This is a genomic window from Thioalkalivibrio halophilus, assembly GCF_001995255.1.
Taxonomy (GTDB): Bacteria; Pseudomonadota; Gammaproteobacteria; order Ectothiorhodospirales; family Ectothiorhodospiraceae; genus Thioalkalivibrio; species Thioalkalivibrio halophilus.
Genome location: NZ_MUZR01000038.1, coordinates 1 through 14,231, shown reverse-complemented (window position 1 = coordinate 14,231; position 14,231 = coordinate 1). Strand labels below are relative to the sequence as shown.

Annotated in this window: 17 protein-coding genes and 1 pseudogene; 9 read left to right on the top strand and 9 right to left on the bottom strand. The window is 65.9% G+C overall.

All coding sequences use genetic code 11. The features are described 5' to 3' along the window. Positions 1-65 precede the first annotated feature (65 nt). Positions 66-1,609 (bottom strand): IS3 family transposase gene (locus B1A74_RS09585; protein ID WP_483028313.1). Its coding sequence is split into 2 segments (ribosomal slippage): positions 66-1,141 and positions 1,141-1,609, totalling 1,545 coding nucleotides; the frame shifts between segments, so codons are not numbered across the junction. A 39-nt stretch (positions 1,610-1,648) separates the two neighbouring features. Between B1A74_RS09585 and B1A74_RS14395 the strand changes: the two genes are divergently transcribed. Further along, entirely contained in the window at positions 1,649-3,718 is a 2,070-nt protein-coding gene (locus tag B1A74_RS14395) for a hypothetical protein (RefSeq protein ID WP_244269203.1), read from the top strand. Here the strand turns inward: B1A74_RS14395 and B1A74_RS09570 are convergent, their stop codons facing one another. Next, positions 3,719-4,177, bottom strand: a complete 459-nt coding sequence (locus B1A74_RS09570) for a tetratricopeptide repeat protein (protein ID WP_077244496.1) — start codon at positions 4,175-4,177, stop codon at positions 3,719-3,721. Positions 4,178-4,475: 298 nt separating this feature from the next. Here B1A74_RS09570 and B1A74_RS09565 point away from each other — a divergent pair, with 298 nt between their 5' ends. After that, positions 4,476-4,904: a pilin gene (locus B1A74_RS09565; RefSeq protein ID WP_077244495.1), complete on the top strand. Its 429-nt coding sequence runs from the start codon at positions 4,476-4,478 to the stop codon at positions 4,902-4,904. Positions 4,905-5,042: 138 nt separating this feature from the next. Here the strand turns inward: B1A74_RS09565 and B1A74_RS14245 are convergent, their stop codons facing one another. Further along, entirely contained in the window at positions 5,043-5,525 is a 483-nt protein-coding gene (locus B1A74_RS14245; protein ID WP_077244494.1) for a hypothetical protein, read from the bottom strand. A 347-nt stretch (positions 5,526-5,872) separates the two neighbouring features. Between B1A74_RS14245 and B1A74_RS09555 the strand changes: the two genes are divergently transcribed. Both B1A74_RS09555 and B1A74_RS09550 read left to right on the top strand, forming a co-directional pair. Continuing rightward, positions 5,873-6,115 (top strand): type II toxin-antitoxin system Phd/YefM family antitoxin, encoded by a 243-nt coding sequence (locus tag B1A74_RS09555; RefSeq protein ID WP_024329849.1) that lies wholly within the window; start codon positions 5,873-5,875, stop codon positions 6,113-6,115. Continuing rightward, a complete protein-coding gene (locus B1A74_RS09550; RefSeq protein ID WP_024329848.1) occupies positions 6,112-6,375 on the top strand; it encodes a Txe/YoeB family addiction module toxin in 264 nt (87 codons plus the stop codon). The genes B1A74_RS09555 and B1A74_RS09550 overlap by 4 nt, the downstream gene beginning before the upstream one ends. A gap of 136 nt (positions 6,376-6,511) precedes the next feature. On the opposite strand, the gene B1A74_RS09545 is transcribed toward B1A74_RS09550, so the two are convergent. Together B1A74_RS09545 and B1A74_RS09540 are read right to left on the bottom strand one after the other, a co-directional pair. Next, positions 6,512-6,802, bottom strand: coding sequence for a type II toxin-antitoxin system RelE/ParE family toxin (locus B1A74_RS09545; RefSeq protein WP_024329847.1), 291 nt, complete (start codon positions 6,800-6,802; stop codon positions 6,512-6,514). 4 nt (positions 6,803-6,806) lie between these two features. Further along, positions 6,807-7,046, bottom strand: coding sequence for a type II toxin-antitoxin system ParD family antitoxin (locus B1A74_RS09540; protein ID WP_029681321.1), 240 nt, complete (start codon positions 7,044-7,046; stop codon positions 6,807-6,809). 281 nt (positions 7,047-7,327) lie between these two features. Here B1A74_RS09540 and B1A74_RS09535 point away from each other — a divergent pair, with 281 nt between their 5' ends. The 3 genes and pseudogenes from B1A74_RS09535 to B1A74_RS09525 form a co-directional block, all read left to right on the top strand. Continuing rightward, positions 7,328-7,582: a YlcI/YnfO family protein gene (locus B1A74_RS09535; protein WP_077244493.1), complete on the top strand. Its 255-nt coding sequence runs from the start codon at positions 7,328-7,330 to the stop codon at positions 7,580-7,582. Positions 7,583-7,604: 22 nt separating this feature from the next. Continuing rightward, positions 7,605-7,904: a type II toxin-antitoxin system RelE/ParE family toxin gene (locus tag B1A74_RS09530; protein ID WP_024329844.1), complete on the top strand. Its 300-nt coding sequence runs from the start codon at positions 7,605-7,607 to the stop codon at positions 7,902-7,904. Positions 7,905-8,002: 98 nt separating this feature from the next. Further along, positions 8,003-8,818, top strand: a pseudogene (locus B1A74_RS09525) (EAL domain-containing protein); the annotation flags it as partial. Between the two features lie 208 nt (positions 8,819-9,026). Here the strand turns inward: B1A74_RS09525 and B1A74_RS09520 are convergent. Together B1A74_RS09520 and cfa are read right to left on the bottom strand one after the other, a co-directional pair. Continuing rightward, complete coding sequence (locus B1A74_RS09520; RefSeq protein ID WP_077244492.1) at positions 9,027-10,364, bottom strand: FAD-binding oxidoreductase; 1,338 nt, start codon at positions 10,362-10,364, stop codon at positions 9,027-9,029. Then, positions 10,361-11,491, bottom strand: a complete 1,131-nt coding sequence (gene cfa / locus B1A74_RS09515; RefSeq protein ID WP_077244491.1) for a cyclopropane fatty acyl phospholipid synthase — start codon at positions 11,489-11,491, stop codon at positions 10,361-10,363. The genes B1A74_RS09520 and cfa overlap by 4 nt, the downstream gene beginning before the upstream one ends. A 494-nt stretch (positions 11,492-11,985) precedes the next feature. On the opposite strand from cfa, the gene B1A74_RS14500 reads away from it, so the two are divergent. Together B1A74_RS14500 and B1A74_RS09505 are read left to right on the top strand one after the other, a co-directional pair. After that, positions 11,986-12,525 (top strand): hypothetical protein, encoded by a 540-nt coding sequence (locus tag B1A74_RS14500; protein ID WP_018947904.1) that lies wholly within the window; start codon positions 11,986-11,988, stop codon positions 12,523-12,525. A 208-nt stretch (positions 12,526-12,733) separates the two neighbouring features. Then, positions 12,734-13,066 (top strand): DUF3634 family protein, encoded by a 333-nt coding sequence (locus B1A74_RS09505; protein WP_077244490.1) that lies wholly within the window; start codon positions 12,734-12,736, stop codon positions 13,064-13,066. 9 nt (positions 13,067-13,075) lie between these two features. Here B1A74_RS09505 and B1A74_RS09500 read toward each other — a convergent pair whose 3' ends face one another. Both B1A74_RS09500 and B1A74_RS14340 read right to left on the bottom strand, forming a co-directional pair. Next, positions 13,076-13,840: an SDR family NAD(P)-dependent oxidoreductase gene (locus B1A74_RS09500; protein ID WP_077244489.1), complete on the bottom strand. Its 765-nt coding sequence runs from the start codon at positions 13,838-13,840 to the stop codon at positions 13,076-13,078. Positions 13,841-13,891: 51 nt separating this feature from the next. Continuing rightward, positions 13,892-14,044: a hypothetical protein gene (locus B1A74_RS14340; RefSeq protein WP_167769413.1), complete on the bottom strand. Its 153-nt coding sequence runs from the start codon at positions 14,042-14,044 to the stop codon at positions 13,892-13,894. Positions 14,045-14,231 lie beyond the last annotated feature (187 nt).

Here is a 14,231-nt window from a genome sequence, read left to right as displayed (position 1 = left end):
TTGGCGCGGTCTCGAGCACGGTATCTGTCAAGGTAGATGTCACCTGAACGGGATGCATGGTTTCTTTAACCACTTGCTGCTTGGTCGGGGTTCAGATGGACCTGCTCGGGTAGCCCGAAGTCCCGGACGTTACCGGCCCAGCGTTCGGGGCGTGCCTGACGGGCGCGCTCATAGGTGGCCCGCCGGCGGGCGAGGACGTGGCTCGCTTCGCCCGAGTGTCGTTGGGCCGGTGTCACGTAGTGGAGCGCGCTGTGGCGGTGTTCGTGGTTGTACCAGCCCACGAACCGGTGCATCCACTCGCGGGCGTCGTTGATGGTCGCGAAGCCGTTGACCGGGAAGCCCGGGCGGTATTTCAGGGTCCGGAACAGCGACTCGGAGTAGGCGTTGTCGTTGCTCACCCTGGGGCGGCTGCGGGACGGCGTGATCCCGAGGTCATAGAGCTTCTGCAGGAACGTCGCGGCCTTCATGGGGCTTCCGTTGTCAGAGTGCAGGATCAGCGGCTTGTCCTTGCTCGCCAGGTGCTCGCGCCAGTAGGCCTTCTCGATTAGCTCACAGGCGAGCGCGCCGGTCTCGGCCTCGTAGACCTCGTGGCCCACGATCTTGCGGCTGAACACATCGACGATGAGGTAGAGATACCACCAGGTCCCGCAGGCTGGACCGGGGAGCCACGAGATGTCCCAGCTCCACAGCCGGTTCGGCGCATCGGCGGCGTGAGTCGTCGGCGGCCGCGAGCTCTCGGGGGCCTTCTGGCGCCCACGATGATGGAGCTGGCCGTGGTCTCGCAGCACGCGGTAGAACGTCGACTCCGAAGCCAGATAGCGCCCCTGATCGGCCTGGTCGGCCACGATGTACGCCGGCGGGCGGCTGCGATAGGACGACTGATTGCACAGGTTCACGATGTCGGTACGCTCCTGTTCCGAGAGCTTGTTGCGAGGCGTCGGCCGCAGGGCGTCGGGACGCTGGTCGGCACGCACGCTTCCGGGCGCCTTCCAGCGATGGTAGGTGCGCACGCTCACGCCGAGTACCTCGCAGGCCTTGGCCAGCCGGGCCCCTTCGCGTTGGGCATCGTCGACCAGCGCCACGGTATGCTGGCGATCTGGGAGGCGGGTCAGTCGTCCTCGTCGTTGTGGCCCCAGATCGCCTCGGCTTTTTTTGACAGCGTCAGCAAGGCCGCCGTCTCCGCCAGAGCCTTGTCCTTGCGCTGGAGCTCGCGTTCGAGCTTCTTGATCCGCTTGCGCTCGGCCTTGCGCGCCTGGCGGGTGCGCTGCTCCTCCTCGCTCGTCCGGGCGTTGGCGTTCATGCAGCTCGAACGCCAGGCCTCGACCTGCTCGGGATAGAGACCGCGTTCCCGGCAATAGGCGCTCAACTCCGCCTCGTTCATCGGCGCGGTCTCCACAACCACCCGGAACTTGTCCTTGCTGCTCCACTGCTCTGGAGCCGATCCACGTGATGGCAAAACCTCACCTCGCTCGCGAGCCTGTTTCCGCCAATTGTACAAACTCGCCGTGGAGATCCCTTCGGCCTCCGCCACCTCGGGCACCGTCAGGTTCATCGGCGGGGCGAGCTTGCGCAGCACCGCCTCCTTGCGCTCCTCGGAATACTGCTTCATACGTCGTCACCTCTGGGCTTGGATCAGGTGACAACTACGTTGACCGATAGGGACCCCGCCGCGCTGGTTCTGCGCGAGGGCTACGGCGGCGGCCCCCAGCCCGGGGACGCGATCCGCCTGATGCCGTGCCTCGGCGGGCTACCGCTGGGCGATGCGCCGGAGCCGGGCCCGGACTACCCGGCCCCGTTCCGCGGGCCCGCGCCCGTCGTCGGCCTGCGCTACAGCGGCCGCCACGCCAAGCGCCCGCGCCCGCACGCAGCCCCCGGCTGGATCATGCCGCCGCCGTTCCCGCGCCACACGGACGCGCAGTACCAGGCAGGCGACCCGATCCGCGTCAGCACGGCCAGCGTGTGGGGCCGGCTACCCGAGCGCCCCCGCGAAACCGCCGCACCCTGGCCCCAGGCTTTGCGAGAGCGCCCGCGCGCCACGCAGAGCGCCTGGGGCGACGTACCCCCGCGCCGGGAGTATACGGAGGCGCCGTGGCTGGACACGCTCACACCGCGCACCCCGCATACGGACACGCCGCACAGCGAGCCGCCGCCGAAGCGCACGCATACCGAGGCCCAGTGGGGCAGTACCCACCCGCTGGCCCGCCTGCTGGAGGCGCTGCACTACCAGCCCCCACACAAACGCACCCTCACGCGCCTGCCGTGGAACGGCGTCTGGGGCATTACGTTCTTCATCCGCCCGGAGCCCGACCCGGACGACCCAGATCCAACGCCGGACCCCTGCTATCAGCCCCCGGCGGGCGATGCCGTCGCGATGGTCATGGATCGGCCGTGGCAGGAACAGCCCGGCGATGCCGTCCACCTGCACCTGCTGTGCCCGGGCGAGACGCCCCCACAGCCGGCACTGCAGATCCCGACCCTCAAGGTGTACACCATGATCAACGACATCCATGTGACCCGGCTCGACGACGGCCTCGAGATCGACGCCGCCCGCCTGGCCCTGGGCCTCGATACCGCTGCGCACACCTGGAGCTTTTCCGCCACGCTGCTGGGGCCGGATGCCGTCGCGGCCGTCCAGCCCGACAGCGAGGGCGAGCCGGTCACCCTGGTCGTGGAGATCAACGGCTACACCTGGCACGTGCTCGTGGAAGAGTGGACCGAGACCCGGGAATTCGCCCAGCGCGGCGTGAACGTGCAGGGCAGGGGGCTGACCGCGACACTCACCAGCCCCTACCTGCAGCCCGTCTCCGGCCAGATCACGGCACCCACCAACGTGCAGCAGGCGTTCGAGGCCCTGCTGCCGGTAGATCAGAACTGGTCCATCACCTGGGATGCCGATCTGGCCGACTGGATGCTGCCCGAAGGCGCCTGGAGCTGGGGCGAAGACACCCCGCTGTCCATCATCCACCAGGCCGCGACCGAGGTCGGCATGGTCGTCATCCCGGACCGTGCCGCACGCACCCTGCGCTTCCGGCCGCGTTACCCGGTGCTGCCGTGGCAGTACAGCGACGCCACGCCGGACCTCACCATCCCGGATGCCGCCATCCTGCGCCTCGGCCGACAGCAGCCCATCACCACCCAGGCCAACGCCGTGTACGTCCACGGCGGCGACACCGGCGGCCGCCTGGTGCAGGTCTCCCGCACCGGCTCCGCAGCCGACCGCCTGGCCAGCACCCGATCCAGCGACCTGATCACGCACGTCGACGGTGCCCGCCTGCTGGGTGGCCGCATCCTCGCGGACGAACATCGCCAGCCCACCATCCGCACCATCACGCTACCCCTGGGCGGCGACTTCCCGCTGCCATCCCTCGCGGACCTGGTGCAGGTCAACCTGGGCAGCGACTCCGAACGCGCCACCCTCAACAGCGTGTCGATCGAAGCCCGCCGCGAAAACGGCACCGTCAAGGCCCGGCAAACCCTCGGCTTCGGCGCCAACCCCGACAACACCTGGGCCCGCTTCCAGCGCCTCATGCCCTACGACCCACTCCTGATCGGCGAAGTCGTCGCCGTCCACACCGACAACACCGTCACCGTCGAACTCGTCGGCGGCGGCACCCAGCGCGTCCGCGGCCAAGCCACCACTGGCGACACCGTCTACCTCCGCGCCGGCCGCCTCGAAGGCGAAGCCCCGCAACTACCCACCGACAGCATCACGGTGTAGTCAGAGCCCCAGCGCATCCACCTGCTGCCGCGAGATCGCATGCCCGGCATCGGCGCTGCGCTGGAGCCATTCCAGCCCACGGGCCTGGTCGGGCGGCATGCCGTCACCCGCGACCAGCGCACGCCCAACCCAGTGCATCGCATCCGGGTGCCCGGCATCCGCCGCCTTCTGCAGCCAGGGCAGGGCGGCCGCATCTTCTCCGGCCACGCGCAGCATCAGCGCCAGGTCGGTCATCGCATCTGCGTCCCCCTGGTCGGCGCGGACGATCATCGCCAGATCGTCTTCGCCCTCTACGCGCAGCAACAGGTCATCGCGCAGCGCCTCCAGCGCCACCTGCGCCCGCTGCAGCGGTTCGTCCACGTTGCGCTTCCACTCCGGGCGCCCGGCCACGCGCCGCCAAACCGTCCGCTTTGCCAGCCCCGTCACCGCCATCCCCGTTCCCAGTTTCACCCAGTGCATGCCCGCTCTCTCCGCTCGCTGTCACTCAAGCCTACAACACCGCCGCCGTGATCTGTGGCACAGGTCCAACCTGTGCCAACTGCAATGATCGGCACAGGTCCAACCTGTGCCAACTGCAATGATCGGCACAGGTGAACCCGTGCCGTTGATCGCCCAACCTGTGCCATGCTCCGGCGCTGGGTTACAGTTCACACTGTGCCACGGCGCCACAGAGCCAATCCGGTTATTTGGCACGCCACCTGCATAGCCACCAGTGCGCTCCGCAAGGACGCCCAACTTGAACACAAGGGGAACCACCATGCACAAGAAAGCCGCCCAACAGGGCTTCACCCTCATCGAACTGATGATCGTCGTCGCGATCATCGGCATCCTGGCCGCCATTGCGCTGCCGGCCTACCAGGACTACACCACCCGTGCGCAAATCTCGGAAGGTGTGACGCTGGCGTCTTCGGCCCGCACCGCTTCTAGTGAGCACTACATGACCCAGGGCAATTGGCCTAGTGATAACGATGAGGCCGGCTACACTTCCCCGGAAACTGATCTTGTCAGTGGCATTGTGATCGACGGCAACACCATCACGATCACTTACAAGGAGTTTGGTGGGCTCGATTCCGCGAACCAAACCATTACGTTCGTCGGATCGGATGCGACCGGTGGCGGCGGAATCGAGTGGGACTGCACCGGAGGCGACGTGCCTAATAACTACCGCCCGGCGGACTGCCGATAACGCTGCAGCTCACCCAGTAGCAGGAAGCCCCGGCCAGTCCGGGGCTTTTTTATGCCCACCAAAAACCCCGACCAGTTGTGGCTGATCGGGGCCGCTTTCATCACACGCGAATAAGGGAGTACCCGCGCACCTCCGAGGTTAGTCCCTGGCAGCGCGGCTAGCAACCCAGCCGGATCGCCCGCTCCACCGGCAACCCCTCGCGCCCCGTGGGGACGCCACATTTAGCCGGTCGGCTGCGATGACGTAGCGGATCTGGCACTCCAGGGAGACCGGGTCAAGCTCGACCCGGTCGACCATTTCCCGTATTGCATGCTTCAAGTCTTGGCCTTCCAGCCGTGACAGCACTCCGTCCAGGAGCTGCTGCAGCTGGGCTTCGGTCATTTGGCGCGCGGCGGCCTGCTGCGCCTGTTCCCTTTCGTGTTCTGCGATGGTGTTGGCTACCTGCCTGCGCTCGCCTTCGAGTGTCTGCGTTTTGCGGTGGTATGGGGCTGGGTCGTCGGCGGCGATGGCGAGGTCGACCAGGCGGTCGATCTGTCGGTTGATGCTGGCGAGGCGTTCGCGCAGTTCGGCGACGGGGTCTTCCTGCTGTTTGCTTTGTGTGCGGGCGACGTCCTGGAGCATCGCGCGGATCCGGGCCTGGGAAAAACGGGGACAGATTTATTTTCTCTGCCAAAGGAGAAAGAGGACACCCATCTTCTCCCTGGCGGCAGACCGTCTTCCCGGCCGGAGCGAAGCGTAGAGCGGGGATCTCTGGTGTCCGCTCCTGGCCCGGCGCTCGAGATCCCGGATAACCGCTGCGCGGTTTCCGGGATGACCTTCCAGGCTGGGCGAAAGGATAATTCCTGGAACGATCCGACCCGTTGTCGCAGTTTCTGCGGTGTCTGGCAGTGACGGGGTACCCGTACGGTTTACGGAACGTACGCCAAGGCGTACTCTTGATCTAAGCCCACACACTTGCGAGGTGCGCCATGACGGGAATTACGGTTACAGAGGCGCGCAGCAACCTCTACCGGCTGATCGACGAAACGGCGGAGTCTCATGAACCGATTGTCATCACCGGCAAGCGGAACAACGCCGTCTTACTATCCGAGTCGGACTGGTCGGCGATTCAGGAGACCCTGTACCTGCTATCGGTGCCGGGTATGCGCGAGTCGATCCGCGAGGGCATGGATACCCCGGCGGATGAATGCCACGAGGAGCTGGATTGGTGACATGGAAGTTGGTCTACACCCGGAAGGCTCAAAAAGATGCGAAGAAGCTGGCTGCCAGCGGCCTGAAACCGAAGGCACACGAACTGCTGACGCTGATCGCGGAAGATCCGTATCGAAAGCCCCCACCTTTCGAGAAGCTGGTGGGTGATCTCTCCGGCGCGTACTCGCGGCGCATCAATATTCAGCACCGGCTGGTGTACCAGGTGCTCGAGGACGCGAGAGTGGTCAAGGTGATCCGTTTATGGAGCCACTACGAGTAACCCGGCTGCACGATCTCGGATCACCGCTGCGCGGTTCCCGGGATGATCGCCCATTCAGAACACCGAAAGCCCAGAAGGAGCTTGCAAGCAGGATCCTGCGCGGGCTCCGGCATCTGACCTTGTCCCCCCGCATTGCCTACGACTCGTTTCCCTCCCAGTCCTCGTGCGCGTGGCGAATACGGATGATCAGGATCTCATCATCTTCGATCTGGTACAGCACGATGTGTGCGCCGACGGGATGAACCCGAACGGGTGGCGAGATTTCCTTACGCTCACGCGCTGCACGAGGGTTTTCCGCCAGAAACTCGAAGGTTGCAGCCAGCAGGCTGTGGTAGCGCTCTGCCTGTTGCAGGCCGAATTGCTCGACGCTACTGCGGAAGATCTCGATGACGTCGTCTTCCGCCTTGCAGGTCAGGGCATATCGCATGCTGTTAGTCTTCGGGGTCGTTCCTGGAGGCTAACTTCAGCTCTTCCATCGTTCGCTCGCCACGACCGCTTTCCAGGCCTTCCGTGGTGAGCGCCTGCAGGTGCGCGATCTTCAGCGCGCGCTCCCGGTCGCGGCGGATCAGGTCTCGCACGTAATCACTACTGTTGCTGTACTGGCCGGATTGCGCCTGTTCTTCTACCCAGGATTTCATGGGATCGGGTAGCGAAATGTTCATTGTGGCCATGGAGGCCTCCGCGTCTCGGGTTGGCAATGTTTGCCATAAGTATAGGCCAGCACCCCCGGATCGTCGATCATTGCGGTCGGTCACAAGGGCCACGAGCGGTACCGAGCGACGGCCGATTTCCGCGGCCTCTGCGAGGCCTCGCAATGACGGAGACAGGCCAGAGTGGTTACCCGTGGCCCATTAGCCGGATCAGACGGCGTCGAGCGGTGCGGACGGGCCCACTGATGGGCGCTGTATTGCATTTGCGATACACTCCATGAAGGTCTTTTTGGAGACGCGGCATGAAAAACACGACGTTACCGGCCCTGCGGGTCAGCGATGGTTTTCGGCATCAGGTGGAGCAGGCCCTTGGCGAGGGAGAAACGCTGTCGGCCTTTATCGAGGATGCCGTTCGGCACGAGATTGACCGGCGACAGGCCCGGCCGGAGTTCCTGGCGCGCGGTCTGGAATCCGCGCGCAGTGCCCGGGAAACGGATGAATACTACTCGGTCCAGTCGGTGCTCGATGATCTCGACCGTCTGTTAAGCAAGCAGTAGCCGACCCGCTGGAGTCTCAAGGATGAGTTACTCGGTCCGCTTCACGGGGCAGGCACGCGAAGATCTCCTGCGGCTTGTCGCTTTCCTCGCGGAGCGCGACCCGCCGGCCGCGGCGCATGCCCGAGCCGCGATCGGCGAGGCGGTGTCGCTCCTGGAGCGCTTTCCGCTGAGCTGCCGCATGCCCGACGCCTCACACCCCCGCATCCGCGAACTCCTGATCCCGTTTGGCCGCTCGGGTTGTGTCGCCCTGTTCGAGATCGACGATGCCGAGACGGTCACCCTGCTGGCGTTCCGGCATCAGCGCGAGGACGACTATTTCTAAATACGTAGGAGCCCAGCCTGCTGGGCTATGGGGCGCTGGATACGTCCGATCGGCGAGAGGGCTCGCCTCCTACAGTAGGGAGGCTGCAGCCTCGGTAAGGCGGTAATCGCATCCAGCTGGACCCGACGCTGAACACACCGGAGTGCGGTAATGCACAGGAGGACTGGCGCGAGGTGATTACCGGGGCGATTCAGGAACAACGCTTGTTCCTTGTATATCAGCCTATCGCCAATATCGCCGGCTCCGACAATGCCGAGCGCTACGAAGTCCTGCTTCGGATTCGCGATCCGGAAGGCCACACCCAGCTACCCGGCCCGTTCGTGAACATGGCCGGATACGTGGACCTCGACAGGGCGCTGGATCGCTGGGTGCTGGCGAACGCGGTGGACATCCTGGGCGCCCGGCTGCGCACCCATCCGGACTCGGTGTTCTTCGTAAAACTCTCGCGCGGGTCGCTGCGCGACCAGGAACTGCCCGCCTGGCTTGGTCGCACCCTTGCGCATGCCGGCCTCCCGGCTCGGGCACTGGTACTGCAACTGGCAGAGGAAGACATTGTGGCGGAGCCGGAACAGGCCGAACGAATGACCGAGGCACTGCGTGATCTACAGGTCGGGATTGCCGTCGAGCACTTCGGGCTTTCCAGCGAGCAACCGGCCCAGCTCCTGCGCAGCCTGCGACCGGACTATGTAAAGGTGGCCCGCCCCCTGACCCACGGGCTGCACGATGCCGCCGACAAGCTCACACGCCTGGAGACGCTATTGAATACGGCCCGTGACAGCGGCGCGCGCACCATAGCGGCTTATGTCGAGGACGTAGACGGCCTGGCCCTGCTGTGGCAGTCGCAGGTCGACCTGGTGCAGGGCAACTTCCTGCGTCAGCCGGACGAGGAGCTGCGCTACGACATCGAGTTCTAGCGCACGGTGTGGCGCAGCCTCCAGGCGCACGAGGGCCCGGGGGCTTCCCAAGAACACCCATCTGCGCCCGGGCGCCACGCCACAACGTGTACGAGCTGTTCGCGGCCATCGTGGTGAACATCGTGGCGATCGTCCGGGCATCCCCGATTTTCCGACGCGCAACAGAACGGGGGTCGAAGGGCAGTTTCGCCTGGAGGCCACACCGGCCTCAGCCCCGTTTCACCGCCTTTTCATAGAGTCCGGGAAAGCGCCCTTCGGGATCGTACTCGCGCTTGAGGGCCTCGTAGGCCTCGCGGTCGTAGTTCTGCCAGAAGGTGGCTTCGTCGTAGGTGCTGCGCGAGTACAGGCTCTTCTTGCCGCCATGTTTCGCGACCAGTTCCTCGACCCGGGTGTTGTAATAGCCGTCGGGCTCGCTGGAGCGGACGATGTCCCAGAAGCCAAAGTTGATGTACGCCGTATCGGGACGCAGCTGGAACAACGAGAACCCGGCCTCGGGCACGACAAACGGGCAGATCCACACCGGGCGGATGCCGATCTCGGCCTCGAAATCGGCCAGAAACGCCGCGGCGTTGCCGATCGGGATGTCGACGTCCTGGATCACTGCCTCGCTGCGCGGGCGCACGGCGTGGAGCAGGCTCAGCGGCCAGCGGCGGCTGGCGCGCATGATCTTCTGGTAGGTCACGCTCGACAGGCGCTTGCGCCCGAGAAGGAGCCGCACCGGCTTGAGGTGGGCGCCGACATTCCGGCTGCACCAGAACCAGTCGGTGTCCCAGCGCCAGAGGTAGTCGTGGATGCTCAGATAGTCCTCGCGCCGCTCGCGCAGGCTCTGCCAGTACTGGCGCATCCAGGTGTAGTCGCTGGCCTCGGTGTCCGCCGGCGGCGATTCCACGCAATGCGCGCGGGTGAGCACGAAATCGCCGGGGGCGAAGTAGACGCCATCGAGGAACGCGCAGGTCGGGTGCGCGCATTCCTCGGCGATCGCCGCGAACAGTTCCTCGGGATCGTGGAAGCGGGTGTGCTCCAGCCGGATATAAGGCTGCACCCGGATCAGCCGCAGCCGGACCCGCGTGGCGTAACCGAGGCTGCCGTAGGAGTTCGGAAAGCCGTAGAACAGTTCCGGGCGCTGCTCGCGCGAGCAGGTCAACACGCGCCCGTCGGCCACCATGACGTCGAGCTCTTCCACCGTGTCGTGCACCAGGCCGTAACGGAACGCCCCCGACTCGATGCCGACCCCGGTGGTCGCGCCGCCGACCGTGATGCTCCTGAGTTCCGGCACGATGGCCGGTGCCAGGCCGTACGGCAGGGTGGCGTCGACCACGTCGGCATAGGTCGTCATGCCCTCGACCTCGGCCATGCAGGCCTCGGCGTCGATCTCGATCACGTGGTTCAGCGAAGCCACGTCGATCTCCGTGCGGCGGGCTTCCTCTCGCGGCCTGAACAGGTTGCTGGTGGACTTTCTGAGGCGCACCGGCCCGTCGGACCCGGCCAGCGCCGCAGCCATCGCCTCCACCCGATCGCGGTGGGCTTCCCGGGCGGCGCTGCTCATCGGACCGGCTCGTAACGCGGCAGATCGCCGTGGCTGAGCACGAGCTGCCAGAGATTCAGTTTCCGCGCCCGGAAGGCGCCGGCACAACTTAACAGGTAATAGCGCCACATCCGGTAGAAGCGCTCGTCCAGCCCTTCGCTTTGGTTCAGCGCCGGCCAGGCAGCGACGAAATTGGCATCCCAGGCCATCAGGGTACGGTCGTAGTCCGGGCCGAAGTTGTGCCAGTCCTCGAGCACGAACAGATCCTCCTTGGCCCGGGTGAGCTGCGCCTCGGACGGAATCACGCCACCGGGGAAGATGTATTTGGCGATCCAGCGGTCGGTACTCCTGCGGCTTACGTTGCCCCCGATGGTGTGCAGCAGCATCAGGCCGCCCGGCTTCAGGCGGGCGCGCGCGAGTTCGAAGAAGGCGCGAAAGTTCTGCGGGCCGACGTGCTCCATCAGGCCGATGCTCACCACACGATCGTATTGCCGGGATTCCCTGGCCGCCTCGCGGTAGTCCTGCTGCCGGACATCGACCGGCAGCCCCTCGCAGAGTCCCCTCGCGTACTCCACCTGCTGGCGGCTGATGTTGTAGCTGTCCACCTCGCATCCGTGCTCGGCAGCCAGAAACCGGGCCAGTTCGCCGAACCCGCCGCCCAGCTCGAGCACACGCATGCCCGGCTCCAGATGCAGCTTGCGCGCGATGAGCTCCAGTTTCGCGCGCTGTGCCGCGTCCAGCGTCGCGTTGGCCCCGTCGGGGCCGTAATAGGCGCAGGTGTACTGCATGGTCGGTCCGAGCATCGCCTCGTAGAGCCGGTTCGAAAGGTCGTAGTGCTGCTCCGCGACCCGCCGCGAACGCCTTCGGCTCTGCTCATTGGCGAGCCGGCTCAGCAGCACCCGGCCGAGCACCGCCGGGCTGCGCAGCTTGCGCTCCAGGCGCGCCCGGAGGGTCCGGAAGAACAGCTCGTCGAGCCGCTCGACGTCCCACCAGCCGTCCATATAGGCCTCGCCGGCGCCAAGCGACCCCTCGGCCAGAATCCTCTGATACAGCCGCTCGTCGTGGACCTGAATATCCCGGGGCCGCTCGCCGCCGACCTCGACGTCAGCGCTGCGCAGCAGTTCCGTGACTTGTTGTCTTGCTGACATGCCAGTTCTCCCTGTAGCAATCGAATGGCCGGTTTGCCCCTTCCCCCGGCGAGAAGCCTGCCGCCTTGCCAGCCGTAACAACCATTGAAACAACAGGAAATAACGGAGTCGGACCACGATAATCTCCGGAATCTCTCCGAAGATAGACGTTGAATCGGGCGCAAACAGACCCCTGAAGCGGAAATTCTGATCATTCAAGTAAACACTGATTTACCGGCGTTTCCGGGCGGCGCATGGATGTGCCGCCGGAATCGGCCACCGCAGGTGATTGATTCCGAAACAGACTGCACCCCCTTCCTGATTGGCACTGAAATCCCGCACAGGCCCTGCGGGGCAGTCATCGAAGCGCTGCTGTCGGGCATCAATGTGCGCTTCCGAACAGAGTTCCGGTCGGCGGGTGTCAAGGATGAGGGAGTGTGGTCAGGCATTGACGGACAGCATGCCGGCCGCAACCACTCATCTTGCCGCTGGCCGCAGGCTGGCAGGAGACCACCATGTTCACCCTGAAGAGCCTGTTCTTCGGAGAACGCTCGGTAACGAAGGTCGCGGGTCTGTTCGGTTCGTGCGCAGGCGCAGAAGAGGCGGCGCGAACGTTGCTGGACGGTTCCACCCTGACGGCCTCGCAGATCACGGTGCTGGGGCCGCCCAACGGCGAGACGGAGCGGCGCGCTATTCTCAACCATGCCATTGCGCCCGAGGCCCGGGGTCTCCGTCGGACGTCGATCAGGGCCCATGTCATGATGGGTGGACTCGGCATGCTGACGGGCGGCGTGCTGTTCGCGTTCCTGGCGGGGAGTGGTGGAGCCCCCGGCATGCTCGCCGATCCGGGTATCGGTGTGGGCGCGTTGCTCGGCCTCATGGCGGGTGCAGCGCTGGCGATCCGGCTGGACCAGGGGCATGTCATCGAGGTGGTCGGCCGTACGCTGGAGCACGGCGGCTGGGCCGTGGTGGCCCGCCCGAAAGACCCCGAGCAGACGCATCAGGTCGTGGCATCGCTGCGATCCGGGAGTGAGCGGATCGTGCGCAGCCTGTAACCGGCCCGGCTGCTGGCGGCTCTGACCATTGTCTGGCCGGAGCGTACGTTTCGGGCCCGTCTGGTGTTGCTGGAGCTGGTTCTGGCAGGGTATATCGGAGCCCCCTGACCAGCGACTCCATGGCCCGTGAAGTCAACATGACGCTCGATTGTTCGCCCGCGGAGCCGCACGTGATCAGTGTTTCCCTTGTCCTGTCGTGCAATCCACTATGCTGCTCACGTTACTCTTCATGTTTGGTGTGCTGGCCCTGGGCATCGCGCTGATGCTGTGGCACGCACGGCTGGTGTTTACGGTGGAGCTGCGTGACGGCACCGCCCGTGCGCGGCGCGGCAAGCCGCCGAGGGCGTTCCTGCGCGGCTGCGAGGACGTGGCACGTCAGTACCGCATCCAGCGCGGGCGGATCCATGCGGTACGCACGGACGGAGGCGTTCAGCTGCGCTTCTCGCGCGGCCTGCCGAAGAACACCCACCAGGCCTTTCGCAACGTCTGGACCCCGCCACCGGGTGGTGGCGGAGGCGGGGGCATGCGCGCGACGGGGTAGGGCCCCGGGCTACTGCGCGCAGAGGCCGCCGTCGACGACGTAGGTGTTGCCGGTGCAACCGGATGCGGCGTCGGACAGCAGGAACGCGGCCATGCCGGCGCATTCCTCGTTGTTGACGTAGCGACCCAGCGGGATGCGCGCCTCGAAGGACTGGTGCACCTCGTCGGCGTGGCCGGGGTTCGCCTGTTCCTCGATGGATTCCATCATGCGGTTGGCGACCGGACCCGGGTTGAGCGTGTTGACGCGGATGTTTTCCGGCCCGAGTTCGGCGGCCAGGCATTTCATCATGCCCACCACCGCGTGCTTGCTGGATACGTACGGCGAAAGACCGGCGGCACCGCGCAGCCCGGCCACGCTGGAGGTGATGACGATGCTGCCGCCGTTGCCCCGGCGCAGTGCCGGCAGGGCCGCTTCCGCGCCCAGGCGCACGCCCTGCACGTTGACGGCGAAGACCTTGTCCCAGGCGGCATCGGTGCGGCTGTCGAACGGGCCGATCTCGCCCTCGATCCCGGCGTTGAGGAACACGCCATCAAGGCGGCCGAAGCGATCCAGGGCGGTGGCGACCATGCGTTCGTTGTCCTCGCGCCGGGTCACGTCGACAGCCAGGCCCACCGCGCGCTCGCCGAGCGAGCGGGCGATGTCTTCCACCGGGCCCGCCTCGCGGTCGGTGATGACCAGGCTGGCGCCCTGTTCATACAGCTTGCGCGCCGTGCTCTCGCCGATGCCCCCGGCGCCGCCGGTGATGGCGATGACCTTGCCTTCCAGACCGTTCATGTCGCTTCTCCGTGTCGTTAACCGTGTGGTGAATTCGATGGGACCAACGTATCAGTTTCCGCCGCGGGTCCGCAGATAAAGCAGCCGGCCGATGAACGCGATGCCGAGGATGATCCAGCCGACGGGATATGGCAGCACGCCGGCGAAGAAGGCGGCCAGGGTGGCGAGCAGCAGCAGGCCGATGATCAGCAGCGGGATGTCCATATACGTTCGAGCCGTGGGTCAGGCGAAGGTTTCGTTGCCCAACTTCCACAATGAGGGGTGTGGCAACGGACGGACGTGACGGGTCGCGGACTCGGGAGGGAAGCTTGGCGGAGCGCCGGATCGGCCAGAGGCTGGCCTCCTACGACGGGTCGAACCCTGCCCCCGGTGGGAGGCCGGCCCTCCGGCC

Bases quoted from the DNA above. Each gene is read 5' to 3' on its own strand.
- B1A74_RS09570 (WP_077244496.1), bottom strand. From the start codon at position 4,177: ATGCACTGGGTGAAACTGGGAACGGGGATGGCGGTGACGGGGCTGGCA.
- B1A74_RS09565 (WP_077244495.1), top strand. From the start codon at position 4,476: ATGCACAAGAAAGCCGCCCAACAGGGCTTCACCCTCATCGAACTGATG.
- B1A74_RS14245 (WP_077244494.1), bottom strand. From the start codon at position 5,525: ATGCTCCAGGACGTCGCCCGCACACAAAGCAAACAGCAGGAAGACCCC.
- B1A74_RS09555 (WP_024329849.1), top strand. From the start codon at position 5,873: ATGACGGGAATTACGGTTACAGAGGCGCGCAGCAACCTCTACCGGCTG.
- B1A74_RS09545 (WP_024329847.1), bottom strand. From the start codon at position 6,802: ATGCGATATGCCCTGACCTGCAAGGCGGAAGACGACGTCATCGAGATC.
- B1A74_RS09540 (WP_029681321.1), bottom strand. From the start codon at position 7,046: ATGGCCACAATGAACATTTCGCTACCCGATCCCATGAAATCCTGGGTA.
- B1A74_RS09535 (WP_077244493.1), top strand. From the start codon at position 7,328: ATGAAAAACACGACGTTACCGGCCCTGCGGGTCAGCGATGGTTTTCGG.
- B1A74_RS09530 (WP_024329844.1), top strand. From the start codon at position 7,605: ATGAGTTACTCGGTCCGCTTCACGGGGCAGGCACGCGAAGATCTCCTG.
- B1A74_RS09520 (WP_077244492.1), bottom strand. From the start codon at position 10,364: ATGAGCAGCGCCGCCCGGGAAGCCCACCGCGATCGGGTGGAGGCGATG.
- cfa (WP_077244491.1), bottom strand. From the start codon at position 11,491: ATGTCAGCAAGACAACAAGTCACGGAACTGCTGCGCAGCGCTGACGTC.
- B1A74_RS14500 (WP_018947904.1), top strand. From the start codon at position 11,986: ATGTTCACCCTGAAGAGCCTGTTCTTCGGAGAACGCTCGGTAACGAAG.
- B1A74_RS09505 (WP_077244490.1), top strand. From the start codon at position 12,734: ATGCTGCTCACGTTACTCTTCATGTTTGGTGTGCTGGCCCTGGGCATC.
- B1A74_RS09500 (WP_077244489.1), bottom strand. From the start codon at position 13,840: ATGAACGGTCTGGAAGGCAAGGTCATCGCCATCACCGGCGGCGCCGGG.
- B1A74_RS14340 (WP_167769413.1), bottom strand. From the start codon at position 14,044: ATGGACATCCCGCTGCTGATCATCGGCCTGCTGCTGCTCGCCACCCTG.